General features: G+C 37.2%; 14 protein-coding genes. 9 read left to right on the top strand and 5 right to left on the bottom strand.

The features are described from left to right. Positions 1–419: 419 nt before the first annotated feature. On the top strand, positions 420–926 hold the full coding sequence (locus tag D1839_RS12340; RefSeq protein WP_120380263.1) for a DoxX family protein: 507 nt from the start codon (positions 420–422) through the stop codon (positions 924–926). 719 nt (positions 927–1,645) lie between these two features. Continuing rightward, entirely contained in the window at positions 1,646–1,909 is a 264-nt protein-coding gene (locus D1839_RS12335; RefSeq protein WP_286164797.1) for a nucleoside triphosphate pyrophosphohydrolase, read from the top strand. Between the two features lie 312 nt (positions 1,910–2,221). On the opposite strand, the gene D1839_RS12330 is transcribed toward D1839_RS12335, so the two are convergent. After that, positions 2,222–2,599 (bottom strand): PH domain-containing protein, encoded by a 378-nt coding sequence (locus D1839_RS12330; protein WP_120380261.1) that lies wholly within the window; start codon positions 2,597–2,599, stop codon positions 2,222–2,224. Between the two features lie 239 nt (positions 2,600–2,838). Between D1839_RS12330 and D1839_RS12325 the strand changes: the two genes are divergently transcribed. Continuing rightward, positions 2,839–3,459 carry a superoxide dismutase family protein gene (locus tag D1839_RS12325; RefSeq protein WP_120380260.1) on the top strand — a complete coding sequence of 207 codons (621 nt, stop codon included), beginning with the start codon at positions 2,839–2,841 and terminating at the stop codon, positions 3,457–3,459. A 635-nt stretch (positions 3,460–4,094) separates the two neighbouring features. On the opposite strand, the gene gnd is transcribed toward D1839_RS12325, so the two are convergent. Further along, positions 4,095–5,003: a phosphogluconate dehydrogenase (NAD(+)-dependent, decarboxylating) gene (gene gnd, locus D1839_RS12320; protein ID WP_286164796.1), complete on the bottom strand. Its 909-nt coding sequence runs from the start codon at positions 5,001–5,003 to the stop codon at positions 4,095–4,097. A 272-nt stretch (positions 5,004–5,275) separates the two neighbouring features. Between gnd and D1839_RS12315 the strand changes: the two genes are divergently transcribed. The 5 genes from D1839_RS12315 to D1839_RS12295 all read left to right on the top strand — a co-directional run bounded on the left by D1839_RS12315 (position 5,276) and on the right by D1839_RS12295 (position 11,637). Further along, complete coding sequence (locus tag D1839_RS12315) at positions 5,276–6,130, top strand: MurR/RpiR family transcriptional regulator (RefSeq protein WP_120380258.1); 855 nt, start codon at positions 5,276–5,278, stop codon at positions 6,128–6,130. Between the two features lie 88 nt (positions 6,131–6,218). Further along, complete coding sequence (locus tag D1839_RS12310) at positions 6,219–6,974, top strand: MurR/RpiR family transcriptional regulator (protein ID WP_120380257.1); 756 nt, start codon at positions 6,219–6,221, stop codon at positions 6,972–6,974. A gap of 137 nt (positions 6,975–7,111) precedes the next feature. After that, entirely contained in the window at positions 7,112–8,707 is a 1,596-nt protein-coding gene (locus D1839_RS12305; RefSeq protein ID WP_120380256.1) for a PTS transporter subunit EIIC, read from the top strand. Positions 8,708–8,734: 27 nt separating this feature from the next. After that, on the top strand, positions 8,735–10,060 hold the full coding sequence (locus D1839_RS12300; RefSeq protein WP_120380255.1) for a 6-phospho-alpha-glucosidase: 1,326 nt from the start codon (positions 8,735–8,737) through the stop codon (positions 10,058–10,060). A gap of 389 nt (positions 10,061–10,449) precedes the next feature. Then, positions 10,450–11,637 (top strand): MFS transporter, encoded by a 1,188-nt coding sequence (locus tag D1839_RS12295; protein WP_120380254.1) that lies wholly within the window; start codon positions 10,450–10,452, stop codon positions 11,635–11,637. Positions 11,638–11,800: 163 nt separating this feature from the next. On the opposite strand, the gene D1839_RS12290 is transcribed toward D1839_RS12295, so the two are convergent. From D1839_RS12290 to D1839_RS12280, 3 genes are all read right to left on the bottom strand, one after another. Then, positions 11,801–13,681, bottom strand: coding sequence for an FtsX-like permease family protein (locus tag D1839_RS12290; RefSeq protein ID WP_120380253.1), 1,881 nt, complete (start codon positions 13,679–13,681; stop codon positions 11,801–11,803). A gap of 14 nt (positions 13,682–13,695) precedes the next feature. Next, on the bottom strand, positions 13,696–14,460 hold the full coding sequence (locus D1839_RS12285) for an ABC transporter ATP-binding protein (RefSeq protein WP_120380252.1): 765 nt from the start codon (positions 14,458–14,460) through the stop codon (positions 13,696–13,698). A 337-nt stretch (positions 14,461–14,797) separates the two neighbouring features. Continuing rightward, on the bottom strand, positions 14,798–16,648 hold the full coding sequence (locus D1839_RS12280; RefSeq protein ID WP_199690111.1) for an FtsX-like permease family protein: 1,851 nt from the start codon (positions 16,646–16,648) through the stop codon (positions 14,798–14,800). Positions 16,649–16,980: 332 nt separating this feature from the next. Here D1839_RS12280 and D1839_RS12275 point away from each other — a divergent pair, with 332 nt between their 5' ends. After that, positions 16,981–20,145: a DEAD/DEAH box helicase gene (locus tag D1839_RS12275; protein WP_120380289.1), complete on the top strand. Its 3,165-nt coding sequence runs from the start codon at positions 16,981–16,983 to the stop codon at positions 20,143–20,145. The last annotated feature ends 66 nt before the right edge of the window (positions 20,146–20,211 follow it).

Here is a 20,211-nt window from a genome sequence, read left to right as displayed (position 1 = left end):
AAGTAGGGATAACGAGGTAAGATAGAAACTTTAGCATGAACGGAAACTGTAGAGAAGGAGTTTCAAAAGTAAGTGAGCAAAAATCTTCATTTAACAATGATTATAAATGGAAGGACAATTTCATTTAGCTAATAAAACGCATGAAGATAGTAAAGTTAATAGGGAAGCGCTCAGAACATGAAGGGTGCGCATGCAATATGCCAAACGATTGGCGAGCGAATCAAACATGGTATAAACCACTTAATAAAATGTGACGAAAAAAAGTCAATTAATAATACTTCATAAGAACTAAAATATGATCATATTGTGAAATGTCGAACAATAACGACATAGGCTGAAAAATTTATGTTATACTTTACATGTAGTAAAAAGTTAATACAATATCATGTGAAGTGTTGATCAAAAGGGAGATGGTACAAATGATTATGAATTTTATCCGTAACAGCAGTATAGCCGCAGGTGTTTTAGCACTTATTCGTATTTATATCGGTTACGAATGGCTTGTTGCCGGTTATGGCAAAATTACCGGAGGGCAATTTGACGCTTCGGGTTACTTACAAGGGGCGATCGCAAGTGCAGGAGGGGAACATCCGGCAGTTCAAGGCTGGTGGGCAGTATTCTTGGAAAAAGTAGCCTTGCCAAATGCTGATATCTTCACTTTCCTCGTCATGTGGGGCGAATTGCTAGTTGGTATCGCACTTATCTTAGGGATATTCACAAATTTTTCAGCGTTGATGGGAATTACGATGAATTTTGCTTTCCTGTTTAGTGGAACAGTTAGTACGAATGCACAAATGGTATTACTTACGGTATTATTGTTAGTTGCTGGTTACAATGCTGGAAAATTTGGTTTAGATAGATGGGTTATTCCGTATTTAAAAAGTGTTTTTACTAAAAGAGAAAGAGAAAGTCTAAAGGCTGCTTAATGGCAGAGCAAATCATAGCACCTTCTTACAGTTTGATCGATAGCTGTGAGAAGGTTTTTTTTGAGAGATAAGAAAGTATAAAAAAACATAGCAGGTTTACCCAAATGGTTGAGAGTCGAATATGAATATTGGTCTTGCTCGCCAAATTCAACCGCTTTCCTTGAATCTTTTAAACTCTCTAAAGCAAATAAATGAAAATATATATCCTATCCCCCATAAAACAAGCTCAAAACTTGGATAGGTTAAAAAATAAGAAAAACCAAAATATACAATTACAATTAGCGCTTATCTACTGTCATATCTCTCAGTCCTACATTAGTTAAGCCATTTTCATCTGGATTTCTAATGGTCGCCTATCCTGCAAATATAGTTTTGTGGTTAAGGATTTTTATGCCCTTATTAGTTTCTTCATTAACCAGTGAAGCACAGACACAATTTGTATTTGTTGCACTAGGGATAATACTTGTGATTCTTACGCATGATATAACTTTAATGAGTGTAGTTCATTTCAGTAGAGGGTTTTTAAATCAAGCGTTTATAAACTGGTCAGCCATTCTAGCATCTGTTATCTTATTTGGGCTTAGTGTGTATTTTGGATATGAATTTTTTAATCGTTTTTTCGTCTTTATTTAAAACTATTTATAGTATAAAAACGATGACGGGGCATATAGTCACAAGGTGATAGGCGAAGTTTTCTACACAAGTACGGAGGGATAAGTATGCCGAAATTTCATAAACTTGTTCGTGATAAAATTCCAGAAATAATTGCGAGCAAGGGGCAAACGGCAATTACGACAAAACTTCATACGGAAGAATACCTGGTTGAATTAAAGAGAAAAATGCTAGAAGAATGGGATGAATATTTACAGACTACGGATGTTGCTTCAGCGCTAGAGGAATTAGCTGATCTTTTAGAAGTCAGTCATTCACGCATTAGCAAAAACGCATGGAGCATTGCTGCAAACAGTCGAAACTTTGCGTAAGAAGAAGCGTGAAGAGAGAGGAGGTTTTGATAGGCGCGTGTTTTTACACTGTAGAAAAGATGACTTTTGAGATTTATAGTTGAGTTGAAGAATAATTATAAACGTAGTCAATAGGAATGTGGAGCCTAAGTTTTTTATTTCACAATTGTAAGTGGGAATACTCCTATGCTAAATTTCTTTGTGTAATTGGAGCTTTCCCACTTAAAAAACTCGTTGTGTGATTCCTCAACTCGTATACAAAAAGCTAACAAGCACAGGATAAAATTATTTGTCTCTGTACGAAACATCTTTAGTATGTTTTAATATTTGATTTTACTTGCATACATAATTTGCTAAGACGGACTGTACTTTATAAATGTTTAGTTGCTTGTTGAATGTCTTTTGAATCGGTTCAGAACTGCCAGAAACCCATAACTTAAGCTCTGCATCTAAATCGAATGTTCCAGCAGTTTCAATTGAAAAGTGGGTAATGTTTTTGTATGGAATAGAATGGTATTCCATTTTCTTTCCAGTTACCCCTTGCTTGTCGAGGAGAATTAAGCGCTTATTGGTAAATATCATCATATCCCGGATTAGCTTATAGGCATGCTCCACCTGCTCTGCTGTAGCTAACAGCTCAGTTACTTCTTGCTCCGCTTTTTTGGCATCCATTTCTGATGCATTTCCCATCATTCCATCAAATAGTCCCATTTAGTAACGCCTCCTGTTTGAATTTTGTTCAAAAATTCAGACCGAAAAGGGTGGTTTATATCTTGTAAATGTGTATGTATCAGTTTACCACACGTTTCTATCCGCTTGATATCTTCCTTTTTGAACACGTCGTTATGTATTTATTGTACAAGAGTGAAAGTAATCTGGAAAGATTCTATGTTTAAACATACAGGGAATAGAGCAAGCTGGTAAAAAAACAATTTGAAAGGAGCAAGGTGATGCATAAACGGACCATTTATATTATGATTACCGCTATATGCTTGTTCATTTTATCAGCCTGTAATATAACCGAGGATGAACGATCGCGAGGAAATGCAGAACTAGAAAAGCTACGGTCAAAGGAAGTAGAGCAAACAACCACGCACATAGAAAGGAATTCTTCAAAAAAGGTTTTCGTTTCGTTAAAAGATCGCAAGCAGCAGGAAGTAGCTACAGCAATATTAACTGAAGAAGAGCAGGGAGTTCGTATTAAACTGACTGGGGGAAATTTTTCACCTGGGAAGCATGGTTTCCATATTCATGAAACAGGATCTTGTGAAGGACCTGATTTTAGTTCTGCAGGGGAGCATTTCAATCCAACAAACAGAAGTCATGGAAAGAAAGCGCCAGGTGGTCCGCACGCAGGCGATTTGCCAAATATAGAAGTAGCTAATGATGGGACTGTACAAGCTGACTTTTTAAACGAAATGGTCACACTTCAACCAGAGAAAGACCATTCATTAGTAAAGGATGGCGGAACAGCTCTAGTCATTCATTCTGACAAAGACGATTACAAGACACAACCTGCAGGTAATGCAGGGGAACGTATTGCCTGTGGCGTTATTTCGGAAGCGAAATAAACGTACGAGACTCAGACGTAATTAAAACAACTATCAAAAAACGAACCATACAGTGTCCTTTCTATCAGTAAGAGTTTTCTTTCACCTCCATGGGTGGAAATACCCTTTTTATAGCAGGGTCAGACAATAAGCGATGTGAAAAGGAGAATTTTTTATAAGAATAAGAAAGCATAAAAAAATGGTTGCTTTGGGGATACGAACTTAACGGAATAGCCACGTCTGGCTCCAGCGCCCAGCAACTAGGCGAATTCACGAAATCGCCTTCCGATAAGTCACCATCGTTTCGGGAAGAGGAAGGCCAACTAAATACGGGCTTGCTGCTTCAAGAAAAAGCTCTCCTATATTTTAAAATGAAATAAAATACGGGGCAATTATGAGGAGGTAAATAAAAAGGCTAGGTCACCCCGTAGTAACAAGTTGACGCTAGCCAATAGAGAAAAAGTGGCGTCATCCTTACATAGACCAATGAAAAAGTTCTTTTCTAAAAAACACCAAAAATCAATTTCCAAAATAGTGTAATATAATAGTATGTTTTGGGGATTTTATGTCTGTTTAATTCCCAAATCTCATTCATAGTGCGGGGTAAATAGGACTACTTTTCGTATATTTACTTTTTCAGTGGCATCATCCTTACATCAGTTATTTTTTACAACATCATGCCCGCCAAACTCATTTCTGAGTGCGGCTACAACTTTACCCGTAAACGTATCTTCTTCTAAAGAGCGATAACGCATCATTAATGATAGAGCAATTACGGGTGCTGCGACTTGATAATCGAGTGCAGTTTCTACCGTCCATTTTCCTTCACCAGAAGAATGCATAATCCCACGAATCTGCCCCAATTGCGCATCTTTAGCAAATGCTTGCTCCGCTAATTCCATTAACCAGGAACGAATAACCGAACCATGGTTAAATACGTTGGCAACTTTTTCATAATCATAATTAAAATCACTTTTGTGAAGAATGTCAAAGCCTTCTGCGATCGCTTGCATCATACCATATTCTATCCCATTGTGAATCATTTTTAAGAAATGTCCGCTACCGGTTTCTCCAGTATATAAGTATCCATTATCCGTGGAGATATCTTGAAATAGAGGCTCAATCTGTTTAAATGTTTCTTTATCTCCGCCAATCATCGTACAAGCACCATTTCTAGCGCCATCTGTTCCTCCGCTAGTGCCGCAATCAAAGAAAGTGATGCCCTGTCTATCTAAGAAATCCTTTCGCTTCATTGTATCTTTATAATGAGAGTTTCCACCATCAATTAAGATATCCCCTTTTTCTAACAACGGAGCCAACTCTTGGATGACTTTTTCCGTAACTTCTCCGGCAGGAACCATTAACCATACAATCCGTGGAACCGGTAAATGTTGAACTAAATCTGCCACAGAGGATTGTGGTTGATAATTTTGATGTACAATAGATGCAGCCTGTTCTTCATTTGTGTCAAAACCTACTACATTATGTTGATGATCAAGTAAATTTAGTGCCAGATTGTAACCCATTTTTCCTAAACCTATAATACCAATCTTCATGTTGCTCACCTCTAGTTTGAAATAGTATAAAGCTGTTTACAAGTAAAAGGATGGAAGCTCCATTTTTCATATTCTTTTCTTCGTATGCTTTTTGAACGCTGTCTTCATTAGTTCGATTCTATTATATCAAATTTTTTTTCTTAATCAATTAATATCGTAGAATTTTTTTTCGTGTATAATATGATTTACAGAAAGCCGATGTAATTGAATTGTTTTAGTCCATCTGTATTACTGCCAAAGCAGCTGTATTAATAGGTTGATTAAAAAAAGGGGAGCTTTATATGAATCAAGTTAATCAACACGGTTTAGCCCGTATCCGTAGCAATTATAGCCGTCTGAGTGATAAAGAAAAAAAGATCGCTGACTATATTCTGCAACAACCAAAAGCAATTATTCACCACACCATCAACCAGATTGCTGATGAACTGGAAGTAGCAGAATCAACCGTATTTCGTTTTTGCCAACGTGTAGGATTTAAAGGCTATCAAGCGTTGAAAATCGCACTCGCTGCAGAAGTGGTTGAACCCGTAACAGATATCCATGAAAAAATTCAAGCTGGTGATAGCATCGCAACGGTTAGTGAAAAAGTGTTTCGTTCCAATATGAAAACGTTAGAAGATACGTTGAAAATTACCGATCAAACGGCATTGAATGATGCAGTTCAGGCGCTTATTAAAGCGGAAAGGGTAGAGTTCTTTGGAATTGGTGGCTCGGCAATTGTATCCATTGATGCGTATCATAAATTCCTTCGCAGTGGGATTCATGTCCATGCAAATTTAGATGCGCATATGCAATTGATGTCAGCCTCTCAATTAGGAGAACAGGATGTAGCGGTCATTATTTCTCACTCCGGTTCAACCAAAGATATAATTGATATATTGCATGTATTAAGGGATAAGCAAGTAACGACAATTGCCATCACCAACTTTGCTAAATCATCATTGACTAAGCACGCAGATATTTTATTGTATACAGTGTCTGAGGAAACGGAATTTCGACCCGAGGCTCTATCCTCAAGAATTGCCGAGCTGACTTTAATAGATGCGCTGTATACGAATGTCATGCTTGTTAAAGGGGAATCTGCTCAACAAGCTTTACAGGATATGCGAAAAGCAATTGCATTAAAACGGCTATAAAAATTAAGCTAAATCCAAATCAACGGACCTTATTTTGAAGACTACATGCATGTTTTTGCATAACTAAAACGTTGGAGGAGGGGGTAATTTGATTGATATTAGTAAGTTAATTCAAGGAAAAAATCTAACAGAGTTAGATATTCAGCTTTTAAACTATATTATCGAAAATATGGATCATGTGTTACAACAAGGTGTACGTCATATCGCGAAGGTGAATTATACTTCTCCGGCAACGATTATTCGCTTATCCAAAAAGCTTGGCTATACAGGATTTGTAGATATGTATTATCACCTATTGCCGTTAATAAAAGAAGTAGAGGGAAAACAAACAGGTGTGGTGGAGGATTTTCCTGAAATTAATACACAGGAATTTTTCGAATACAATACTATGGAAACGATTGAATTATTTATAAATCGAGTAATGAAGTTAGAACAAACCTATATTTTCCTTTATGCCACTGGCTTTTCAGCTATAGCCGCTGAATATTTATACAAAAAGTTATTGGTTTTAGGTAAAAAAACGATATTGGCTAGTGGAATGGATTCGATCGGGGTTTTTGAAAATAATTTAGACAATATTGGAGCACTTGTCGTCATTTCGAAATCGGGAGAAACGCAACAAGTCATTGATAAATTAGTTGTTGCAAAGGAACATCATATTTTTACCGTTTCCTTTACCAAGGAGATAGGCAATCGAATTGCTGGTATATCTGATTTAAACTTTAAAATTATCGACAATAATAAATTGGACGATCGAAATATGCTGCCGAACATCTTTTTTCCAAGATTATTAATGACCTTCGAGTTGATTATCAAGGAATATCTAAAACCAAATATCAGATAGTAGACTTTTTTGAAACGTGTTTTTAATTGGTGAAACACGTTTTTTCTAGTCTAAAAATTATATACAAGAAACCGTTTGCGGAGTAAACTAAATTATGTCAAAGACAGATAGACGTCAAATATATGGAGGTGTATGACATGAAGCAGAGAATGATGGAAGCGATGCAACGCTTTTCGAAAGCTATGTTTATCCCAGTGCTCATTTTACCAATTGCAGGTATTCTCATAGCTCTCGGAAATGTATTCACAAATCAGCGATTACTTGAAGTAATTCCATTTTTAGATAATCCCGTTACAACTGGGTTCGGATCCATTTTATCAGGCTCATTAGTTTCCATATTAAGTAATTTAGGACTGATTTTTGCTGTCGGTATAACAGTGGGCTTAGCTAAAAAAGAAAAATCTGTAGCAGGATTTACCGCACTATTAGGATATTTAGTATTTGTTAATGCGATGAATAAATTTATGGAATTAAGTGGTCTACTTGTTGAAGCAGAATCCTTGCAAGGCACTGGACAAACATTGGTGTTAGGAGTCCAGATATTGGATATGGGAGTTTTTCTAGGAATTATTCTCGGTATTGTAACCGCTTATATTCATAATAAATTTATTGATACAGAATTTAATGGCGCCTTCCAAATTTATGGTGGCTCCCGGTTTGTATTTATTGTCTTAATCCCAGTGGCTGTGTTAATGGCGGTGTTTCTCACCTACGTTTGGCCTATTTTTCAAAGTGGAATCAATAGCCTTGGAACATTAATTCAACATAGTGGTAATTTGGGAGTGTTTCTATATGGTGCGTTGGAGAGGCTACTTATTCCAACTGGTTTGCATCACTTAGTCTATACCCCATTTCTATACACTTCTCTCGGTGGGGTTGAGGAAGTCGGGGGGCAAGTGTTAGAAGGTGCACGAAATATTTACTATGCAGAAATTGCCGACCCAGCAATAGATCGTTTATCGAAAAGTGTTATCTGGGATGCTCGTGGTATTGCAAAAATGTTTGGCCTAATTGGTGCATGTTTAGCCATGTACCATACAGCAAAACCAGAAAACAAAGTTAAAGTAAAAGCAATTTTAATTCCAGCTGCATTCACTTCCTTTATTGCCGGAGTCACGGAACCAATTGAATTCTCCTTTATGTTTGTGGCACCACTCTTATTTGTTGTTCATGCTGCTCTAAGTGGTTTCAGTATGGTGGTACTAAACATATTGGATGTTCGAGCTATCGGACCAAACGGAATGATTGACTTTTTATTATATAATCTTCCGCTTGGTTTTGAAAAAACAAGTTGGTCGATGTATATCTTAGTAGGAATCATATTTTTTGTTATTTATTATGTTGTATTTCGTTTCTTAATTACGAAATTCAATTTCAAAACGGTTGGTCGTGAAGAACAAGGTAAAGAAACAAAATTGTATTCTAAACAAGATTACAAAGAAAAAAAGAGTAAAGGAAAAGACAACACAAATCCAACAAACTTAGATGTTGCAAGCACGATTGTTGAAGCCCTTGGTGGTGCAGAAAATATCGATACCGTGACAAACTGCTACACGAGGCTGCGCCTCACATTGCATCAACCAAACTTAGTGGATGAACAGACACTAAAAACAAAAACGGGCGCAAGTGGAGTCATTATGAAAGATAAAAACGTTCAAGTAGTATATGGCTTACAGGTAACAACTGTTCGTAAAGCAGTGGATCGTTATTTAGGCAGAGGACAAACAGAATAACTAACCAGAATAGAGAGGAAGAGAACGATGAAACAATTTTCGATTGTTATAGCAGGTGGCGGAAGCACATACACTCCAGGGATTGTTATGATGCTTCTCGATAATTTGGATCGTTTCCCAATTCGTACATTAAAACTGTATGATAATGATGCAGATAGGCAGGCGGTTTTAGGAGAAGCATTGGAAATAACGTTAAAAGAAAAGGCTCCTAAAATAGAATACATCTATACGACTGATCCCAAGGAAGCATTTACGGATGTAGACTTCTGCTTTGCGCATATACGTACTGGAAAGTATAGAATGCGTGAATTGGATGAAAAAATCCCGCTAAAGTACGGTGTAGTCGGTCAAGAAACGTGTGGTCCTGGTGGAATTGCATACGGTATGAGAAGTATTAAGGATATGATAGAACTGATTGATTTGATGGAACAATACGCACCTAATTGCTGGATGTTGAATTATTCTAATCCAGCGGCTATTGTTGCTGAAGCTTGCCGGGTGTTACGTCCACATTCCAAAGTGTTAAATATTTGTGATATGCCAGTCGGGACATTACGCAGAATGTCACAAATGATTGATAAAACACCAGAAGAGCTTGATGTTCGTTACTTTGGCTTAAATCATTTTGGCTGGTGGACAAGTATAAAAGATAAAGATGGAACAGAATATTTGCCGCAAATCAGAGAATATGTGAAGGAAAATGGTTACTTGACACAAGTTGAAGTAGACACACAGCATATGGATCAAAGCTGGCAGGAAACGCATAAAAAAGCAAAAGATTTGTTAGCAGTCGACCCAAGATTTCTACCAAATACGTACTTGAAGTATTATTTCTATCCAGATTACGTTGTGGAACACTCCAATCCGAACTATACTAGAGCAAATGAAGTGATGGATGGCAGGGAAAAGGAAGTATTCTCTACAGCAAAGGTAATTGTTGACAAAGGTACATCAAAAGGAAGCGAATTTTCTATCGGGAGCCATGCAACGTTTATTGTCGATCTCGCACGTGCTATCGCCTATAATACACATGAAAGAATGGTTATGATTGTGGAAAATAACGGAGCTATCGCAAACTTTGATGATGATGCGATGGTTGAAGTCCCATGTATGGTTGGAGCGGAAGGACCTGAACCATTATGCCAAGGAAATATTCCCGAATTCCAACGGGCTTTAATGCATCAACAGGTAACAGTGGAAAAGCTAGTGGTCCAAGCATATATCGAAGGAAGCTATCAAAAATTATGGCAAGCTCTCACGCTTTCGAAAACAGTGCCAAGTGCAAAAGTAGCGAAAGAAATTTTAGACGACTTAATGGAAGCTAATCGAGAATTTTGGCCAGAGTTAAAATAAGAAAAGACCATTCCTCTTTAAAAAAGAGGGGTCTTTTTTTAAGAGATAAGAAAGTAGTGTAAATTGAGGTGCTTGGAGATAAAGGAATAACCGTTCGTTACAAAGAGGAGGGCCGACTAAAAACGGGCTTGCCGCTCAGGCGTCGGCATACCCCTGGTTTTAGTAGCATGATTCCTAAAACTTTAGTTGATTCGTTTCCAGTCGCTACGTTGCTAATCGGGCGCCTTGCGCCTCGCCTTTGCGGGATTATATGAGAAGTAAGCGCTTTGCTTAACTCGAGTTCGGTCAAAAACTTCGAAGTTGATTAGATTGCTTTCTCCCCCGACTTCTGTATAATATATTTCGAGTATCGAAGAAAAGTATCGGAATGTTTGGAAGGAGAGCGATTCATGGATGCACAACCTAAGGCAGAGACAAAACATGAAAAAATTTGGACACGTGACTTTATCCTGATTTGTCTCGCCAATTTCTGTATATTTTTAGGTTTTCAAATGACGCTGCCGACTTTACCGCTGTTTGTTAAAGAATTAGGTGGCAGTGATCAACTCATTGGGGTTATTGTGGGAATATTTACATTTTCGGCATTGATCATGCGTCCATATGCAGGTCACGCTTTGGAATCCAAAGGAAGACAATTTGTTTATATGTTTGGACTGCTTATCTTTGTATTATCTGTTGGGTCATTTGCACTTGTTTCGAGCATTGCACTATTACTTATTCTCCGAATCGTCCAGGGAATCGGTTGGGGATTTTCAACGACAGCTACAGGTACAATTGCTACGGATTTAATTCCACCTTCACGTCGTGGGGAGGGGATGGGGTATTTTGGCTTGGCAGGTAACCTAGCATTAGCACTTGGCCCATCTTTAGGATTAGCCCTCGTCGACCAAATGCGCTTCTCCCAATTCTTTCTAATCTGTGCCTCTGCTGGTCTTGTCGCTTTAATATTATCAAGTAAAATTAAATATAAAAAAGTTGAGCAATCAAAGGATAAGACGGTGACTTTAAAGTTTGATATTTTTGAGAAAACGGCGATTCAACCCTCTATGCTATTATTTTTTGTAACGTTTACTTTTGGCGGTATTGCTACCTTCCTTCCTCTGTATGCAGCAGAACAAGAGATTGCTGGCATTGAAGGCTATTTTTTAATGTATGCTGTTTTCCTTTTGATTTCCCGAATTTTCGCCGGAAAAATTTATGACCGGAGAGGTCATCTATATGTTTTTCTTCCTGGAACAATCCTGATTTTTAGCGCTATGCTATTATTAGCTTGGCTTCCAAGCACGGTAATTTTAATAGTTGCAGCTAGCTTATATGGACTTGGGTTCGGAATGATTCAGCCTGCATTACAGGCTTGGGCGGTCGAAAAAGCACCGGCGAACCGTAAAGGGATGGCGAATGCGACTTTCTTTTCCTTTTTTGATTTAGGTGTTGGTATGGGAGCTATCATCTTTGGACAAATCGCCTTCTTATTTAATTATGCAGTTATATATGTAACTGCTGCTGGTTCCGTATTTATATCTATGTTATTGTATCTCTATTTAGTATTTATTGCTGTTCGTAGGAAGAAACCATAATGAAGTGAATCCTCTTTAGTAAGAGATTCCACGTCATTTGAATGCAACCGTATTTACAGTTACAGTAATTCCAGATAAATAAGGAACCAAGCTAGTGTTGCTCGGTTCCTTATTTTTGGGTTTTCGGTATTCAGTGTTGATTTACCAGCTTAAATTTTTTCTGTTAGTGTTGCTTAGGAAGTACAATACGTTTGTACAATTGGACCGTCATGACATAATATAAACCATAGATAGCTACGAAAAGGCTAATCGGCAGCCAAATTTTTGTATAAGGTTCCACCATGATGAAAGAAAACATTTGCATGCCAATTAAGACATGAACGAGCCCAATAATGGCCGGGAATAAAAATAGGAGAAATAATTCTCGGTAAATGGACCGTTGTAATAACGACTTGCGCACACCGATTTTCCGTAACATATGGTAGCGCTCGATATCTGCTCCAGCACTTGATAATAATTTAAACATAAGCACACTCGCCATCATCATTAAAAAGGCAATACCGAGGAAAATTCCCATAAAGACTGTACCGCTGGAAAAACTTTTTAAACCAACGTAGTTATTGTATTTTCCGCCCGTCTTGTCTACAGGATGACCTACATAACTTTCGGCAACTCTTTTTTGTCTTTCTTCCAGTTGCTTGAACGCGGACAAATGTTTAGAAAAGTCAGCTGCCTTCGTTACGATGACCTGTTTTTCTTCAGTATCTATTTTTTCATAATGGCTCTGATCAACCACGTAAATCGTTCTTTCACCAAACATATTATCATCTGCATTTAATTCAAAGGAAATAGCATTCCACCATTTATCCGGGAGCTCTTCCCCTTTCGTGCCATCCATCGTATATACAGGAGCAGGCAGTTTCTCTTTGACTCGCTTTATTTTTATATCTGCCAGTTTTTCCATGCCAACTCCTTTTTCATCTCCCGTATGGGGAACTAATGGAGGCCGTTCTAATAAGCTATCTTTAAGGAAAAATACTCCGTTACCTATTACTTTATACCGATACGTATTTTCCTCTGTTAGCTCCATTGCTTCTAACGTCTTCATGTCTTCTTTTGTTGGTTCATAGATTGCTATGTCGTTTGCTTGAAATTTAGAGGCTTGAAGCTCTACATTATGATAGAACGAAAACCCAGCAGTCATTGCACCTAATCCAAGAGCAATTAACATGGCTACTGTTCCTAGCACTTTAGTTAAATTCAGCATTCGGAAGCGTAATTGCCCCAATGTGAACGAATTGATTCCTGTTTCATTTAAAACCCGATTTTGTTTTAACTTTTTCACAAAGAAAGGTAAAAATGAAATAAAGATCAAGTATGTTCCTGGTACGATCGTAACGGTTGCTAAAATAACCCCAATGTATTGGAGCTTAGCCATATGGATCATCGTATAGTAGCCAATAACTATTAAAATAATGGAAAACAGCACACCAAAAAAGGTTTTTACGCCACTTGTTTTAATAAAATCCTCCTGTTTATTTGCTTGCAGTAAATCAAGCACTTTTTTTCTGCCGATTTTCCATGCATTCACCATCGATGTTAATAAAAACAAAATAATATAAAAGATGACGGTGGTGATTATCGAAGAGGCATAAATTGCTTTAAACCCGGTAGCTTCTGCTGAAAAATCAAGCATATCCATCAGCACATCAGCGATAACCGTTGTTAACCCCATTCCAATTATAATCCCAATCACAAGCGAGATCAGTCCAATAAACAGTGTTTCCATAAACATCAGCTGGGTAATTTTACTTTTTTTTGCTCCTAGCGTCATATACATTGCCATTTCTTTTTGGCGTAATGTTTGAATAAATGAGGTGGCGTAAAAAATATAAAATATGGTAATAAACCCGAGAATAAAAGTTCCGACATGAAATACAAACATGGTTGCACTAATCATAGCATTTGCTTCAACAAAAGCTTTGTTTTGAGCTAGTGTTTGAAACATATAGAAAATCGCGATGGAAATGGTTAACCCAAATAGTAATACTAGATAATCCTTAAACATTTTCCGCATACTTGTTAAAGATAATTTGACTAACATGTTATCACCCTCTTTTACCATTCACTCGGAGTGTTGAATTCAGAAAGTACATGAAGTATATCTTGGTGAAATGCACTTCGTGTATGATTGCGATGGATTTCCTTATACAGCTGACCATCTTGGATAAATAATATACGCTGACAATAGCTAGCGCTAAGCGGATCATGTGTTACTAGCATAATTGATGTACCAAGGTTTTCATTCATATGGACGAAAGTTTCCATTAAGCTTCTAGCGTTTTTAGAATCCAATGCGCCTGTTGGTTCGTCTGCTAGTATAAGTGCAGGCTCATGAACGAGTGCCCGAGCTGCGGCAACCCGTTGCTTCTGCCCACCTGAAATCGTTACTGGATATTTAGGAAGAATGTCTTGAATCCCGAGGTTTTCCGCCACTTTGATCACGTTTGGTTTAATTTGTTTTACCGCAACACCTTGTAAAGATAAAGGTAAAGCGATATTTTCGTAAACAGTAAGGTTTTCCAATAAATTAAAATCTTGAAAGATAAAGCCTAACTGTTGTGAGCGAAAGTCCGCTAGTTGATTTTGCTTCATTTTGGTAATATCCGTTCCGGCAATTTTAACAGAGCCGTCTGTTGCTTGGTCTAATGTGGATATCACATTTAAAAGTGTCGTTTTTCCAGCACCGGATGGTCCCATAATGCCGACAAATTCACCTATTTTCATTTCGAATGATACATCCTTTAAGGCATGATATTGTGTTTCTTTATGTTTTCCATATAACTTGTTTAAATGGTTTACTTGTAAGACAGCCTGTGTCATAATTTTACCTCCAACTTTTATTTTCTAATGTTAGCTTAACGCTATATGGAAATTACAGGTATCGAATTTCCTTTCAGCATACTTACAGATTTGTAACCTTATGTAATTAAGATTAATTTAGTCTACAGAGAAAACCGAATGTGGATTTAAAAATGTAAGGTTCACTTTATTTGATGGTAAAGCAATATCAACAATAACCCGCACATGAGTAAAGAGACGCTTATGATACTTCTCTTTGAACTGAATGGAATGCGTATCAAACCCCCATTAAATGGAGTTCTACTTTAAATAAATACTAAAGAACCAAGCATTTTTGCTACTTGGTTCTTATCATCATTTACATTTGCTTAGGCAGTACAATGCGCTTGTACAATTGGACAGTTATAACATAGTATATACCGTAAATTAGTATGAAAATGCTGATTGGTAACCATATTTTAGTGTAAGGTTCAATCAAGATGATGGCAAAAGCTTGCATACCAACCAATACATGTGCGAAACCAACGATTGCTGGGAATAAGAATAGGAGGAATAACTCTCGGTAAATGGATCGCTCCAATAACTTCTTACGTACACCAATTTTTCGTAACATGTGATAACGCCCAATATCTGCTCTGGCGCTTGATAATAATTTAAACATTAGCACACTTGCCATCATCATCATCATGAGGAAGGCAATACCTAAGAATACCCCCATAAAGATAGTGCCGCTAGAAACTTGATATAAACTAGTGTAAAGAGTGTATTTTCCTTCGAAATATTCAGGAGGGGCACCAGTATATTGTTCGACAATCTTTTTTTGCCTTTCTTCTAGCTTCTTGAGTGTCGGTAAGTATTTTGTGAAATCGTCTGTTCGAACTAAAATGACTTGCGCTTCCTTCGCGTTTATTTTTTGGAAATGGTTTTCGTCCACTACATAAATCGTTCTTGGACCAAACATGTCAAAGTTTGCCTTTAATTCTCCTGAAATAGCACTAGCCCAATCCTCTGGTAACATTTCCTCCTTTTCGTCCTCTATGGAATATACAGATGCAGGAAGCTTACTAGCTACCCGTTTCCTCTTTACATCTGCCAGCTTTTCAATGCCAGTTGTATCGGGAATGAAAGGTGGTTGTTCCAATAAATTGCTTTTAAGAAAATAAATGTTATCATCTGTTAATTTATACGTATACGTATTTTTCTCCGTTAGTTTCATTGTTTTAATCATGTCCATATCTTTTTTGGTTGGCTGGTATACAGCAATATCATTTACTATGAGCTTAGAAGTTTGGACTCCTGCGTTATGGTAAAAAGAAATGCCGGCTGTCATCGCACCTAATCCAAGAGCAATTAGCATCGCTACCGTTCCTAGTACCTTTGTTAAATGAAGCATACGAAAGCGTAATTGTCCTAGTGTAAACGAGTTGATTCCAGTTTCATTTAGCATCCGATTTTTTTTCAGTTTCTTTATTAAGAAGGGCAGCAAATAAATAAGCATGAGGAATGTTCCTGGAATGACTGTACCTGTTATAATAAGGACTGCTATTTTTTTCATTTCTGTTGACTTAAAACCTACCATATTGATAAAGATATAATAGGCGATAGCAATTAGAATAACGGAAGTAACTACACCGAGAAAAGTTTTTATACCATTCGTTTTAATAACATCTTGCTTTTGATTAGCTTGTAACAAATCGAGTACTTTTTTTCTGCCTATTTGCCACGCATTAACGATGGACGTTAATATAAATAAGGCGACATAGAAAATAACCGTTGTCAAAATTGATTTGGTGTAAATAGCTTTAAATCCTTCTGCTTCTGCTGAGAAGTTAAGTTTTTCCATTAATAAATCAGTCACCACTGTTGTTAATCCAAAGCCAAGTATAAGACCAATAGCCAGGGAAATGATCCCAATGAACAGTGTTTCCATAAACATCAGCTGCGTAATTTTACTTTTCTTCGCTCCTAGCGTCATATACATCGCCATTTCCTTTTGTCGTAACGTTTGAATAAAGGAGGTGGCATAAAAGATATAAAAAATGGTAATAAACCCAAGAATGATGGTTCCTACTTGAAAAATAAACATGATGGAATTAATGATGGAATTTGCTTTAACAAAAGCTTCATTTTGAGCCAGTGTCTGAAACATATAAAATATAGCAATGGAGATGGTTAGCCCAAATAATAATACTATATAGTCCTTAAACATTTTCCGCATACTTGTTAGAGAGAGCTTCAATAACATCCAAACTCACCAGCTTTCATTTCAAAGGATACATCTTTTAATGCATGTTTATATTTTCCATAGGATTTATTTAAATGATTCACTTGAAAAACAGATTGCGTCATGGTTTTTTACCCCCAGTATTATTTTTTTATTATTAGTTTAGCTTGAAATGGAAATTACAGGTATTGAACTTCCTTTCCACAAGCTTACAGTTTTGTAAGTAACGATCTGTGAAGAGGGAAGAATAGTTTAAAAACAGGGGAAACTTGTTTACAATAGAACCATAAGTATTGGCAAAGGAAGGTATTTCTGTTTTGAAAACAATCCGTGATATTAATGTGGAAAAATTATTTCCGTCGGTCATTTATAAACGAGGGTTAAAATATTATAGACAAGGTCGCGTCAGTGATCCGTTATTTGATATTAATTATCAGGAGTGGTCGGCAACGGTTGAAGGAACGGAGAACTACATGGTGGAGATTAATGCGAAAAATCTAGCAAATGGTTCCATTGATACCTATTGTAACTGTCCAGCATTTGATACGTTTGGTACATGTAAGCATATAGCAGCTGTGTTAATTAAAATTGTAAATAAAGATAAGGGTAAGATGGCAGGTTTTTCTTCCCATGACTTTCACTTGACGCAAAATTTTATGAATGCGTTAAATAATCTTCCCCCATCGGATCAGTTGAAAGCACCATTACCGAATCAAGTCGAGCTTAAGGTGGAATATATTTGTAAGCTGGACTATCATGATCAAATACAAGTAGAAATGAAAATGGGTGAAAAGCGTTGCTATGTCGTAAAAGAAGCTCGTTCTTTATTAGAACATATTATGGAGAAAAGAGAATATCCGTTAACCAAGCGGTTTTCCTATCTGCCGGAACTGCACACCTTTGCTCAAGAGGATATGGATCTTTTGGTTCAGTTGCACGCTATCTTACAAAGTGAGCGTGTCTATCATAGTGATGATAGATTTTCCAGTCATCAAGAGAACAAACGCTTTATACTCATTCCGCCTTTAGAAGCAAAAACGTTATTGGAGCAGATGGTAAAACGGACATTTTATGTAGAAACAATGAAGGAAAATTATTCATCTGTAAAGGTTGAAAAAGAGAAAATGCCGTTTGCCTTTTCTTTATCAGGCCAAAGCCGAGAGGAACTGTTACTAAAAATGGATCCATTGCAAGACGTGGTCTTTTTGCCGCATTATGAGCTTTTGTTTGCAAATGGAGTGTTCTATTTTCCTGAACCGCATCAAGCGTCTATTATGAATCAGCTTCGTCGGTTTCAGCATCATCATTGGCAATTGCCGATTGCTAAAAATCAGGCTGATGAATTTGTATCTACTGTCATTCCGTCGTTAAGAAAAGTGGGTAATGTATCGATTGCCGATAATGTTGCAAAAGATATCGTCCAGTTTCCACTTGAAGCCAAGCTTTATTTGGAAGAGAAGGGAACATATATTGTTGGGAAATTGGAATATCATTACGGTGATGAACGGATCGATCCTTTTGGTGGAAGAGATTCAAATGATATCATTATTATTCGAGATGTAGAAAAAGAGCAACAAATCATGCAGCTCATTGAATATGCGGATTTTCATTATAACGGAAAAGAATTATATATTCATGTAGACGATGAAGAAGCAATGTATGAGTTTATTTATTATACGTTACCGAAATTAGATGCGCATGTAGCATTGTTTTTAACATCTGCTATTCGCAATCTAATCGTGGAACAGGAGCCTCAAGCCTATACCAAAGTGCAGGTCGAAAGTTCATCCAATTTATTAGATATTGGTTTTGATATTGAAGGTGTTAATGAGTCGGAAATCAAACAAATTTTAGCAGCTGTCATAGAAAAAAAGCGATATTATCGCTTAGATAACGGGGCATTGCTATCTTTAGAAAATGATACATTTCTATCTATGCAACAATTTTTCGAGGATATGAAAATAAGTACGGATGATGTTATAGAAGACAATATGAAAGTACCTGTTTACCGCGGTGTACAAATTGATGAGCTATTGCAAACTGATAAAAATTATGATCGCTCGTTTCGCAAGTTGTTACATCGTTTAAAATCACCAGAAGAGCAGGTTTACCCACTTCCTAAACTATTTGCTGAACTTAGGAACTATCAGGAGACAGGCTATCAATGGTTTAAGTCGTTAAGCGAGTATCATTTAGGTGGTATTTTAGCTGATGATATGGGACTGGGAAAAACGTTGCAAAGTATATCCTATATTGCTTCAGAGCCGGGTGAATACCCGCATCTTATTGTTGCGCCGTCCTCTGTTGTATATAACTGGAAAAATGAATGTGCTAAATTTGCTCCACAATTGCAAGTCGCCGTCTTAACAGGAACACCACAGGAGCGGAAACAGAAATTCTCGGATTCGAAGCAGATGGATGTTTGGATTACTTCCTATGCTACAGTGAGACAAGATATAGAGCTGTATCAGGAGATTTCTTTTCAAACGTTAATTCTCGATGAGGCACAATATATTAAAAACTATGCGACAAAAACATCAAAGGCCATTCGCAGCATTCAAGCAGGGCGCCGTTTTGCGTTAAGCGGTACACCGATTGAAAACTCTATTGATGAGTTGTGGGCGATTTTTCAAGTGATTTTACCAGGCTTAATGCCTAACTATAAAACATTTAAACAACTTCCTTATGACAAAATTGCCTTGATAACAAGACCGTTTATTCTGCGGCGTTTAAAACGAGATGTATTACATGAGTTGCCTGAAAAGATTGAAACGGTGCATAGCTCTCATTTAACAAAAGACCAGAAGGATTTATATATTGGTTATCATCGCCAGCTACAACAAGAAGCGGTATACTCGATGAGCGAAAATGGTTTCCAGAAAAGCCGAATGAAAATTTTAGCTGGCTTAACACGTTTACGGCAGATATGCTGTCATCCATCGCTATTTATAGAGAACTACCAAGGAAACTCAGGCAAACTGGAACAACTGATGGAAACCGTAAGAAATGCCAAGGAAAGTGGCAAACGAATGTTGATTTTTTCTCAGTTCACCTCCATGCATGAGATTATCCAGAAAGAATTAGACAAAGAGCAGATTGGCTATTTTTATTTACATGGTCAAACGCCGTCGCAGGAACGGGTAGGAATGAGTGAACGTTTTAATAATGGTGAAAATGATGTTTTTCTTATTTCGTTAAAAGCAGGTGGTACTGGTCTGAATTTAACAGGCGCAGATACGGTTATTTTGTACGATTTATGGTGGAATCCAGCAGTGGAGGATCAGGCAACCGGTCGTGCGCATCGATTTGGTCAAAAGAATGTCGTACAAGTTATTCGTTTAATTACAGAAGGAACTATCGAAGAGAAAATATACGAGTTGCAGCAAAAGAAGCGCGAGTTAATCGATCAAGTAATTCAACCAGGGGAAGCAATGCTTTCCAGCTTAAGTGAGGATGATGTGCGAGAATTACTAAATATATAAAGCTTAAGAACAAAGGCGCATAAGCTAGACGTGTCTATCCCGTTATATCGGTACTCATAAGCCAAC

It is taken from the genome of Roseburia sp. 1XD42-34 (assembly GCF_009917385.1).
In the GTDB taxonomy this organism is placed as follows: Bacteria; Bacillota; Bacilli; order Bacillales; family Amphibacillaceae; genus Virgibacillus.
Note: the sequence above shows the minus strand (reverse complement) of the source record. Positions and strands in the feature narration are given on the sequence as shown.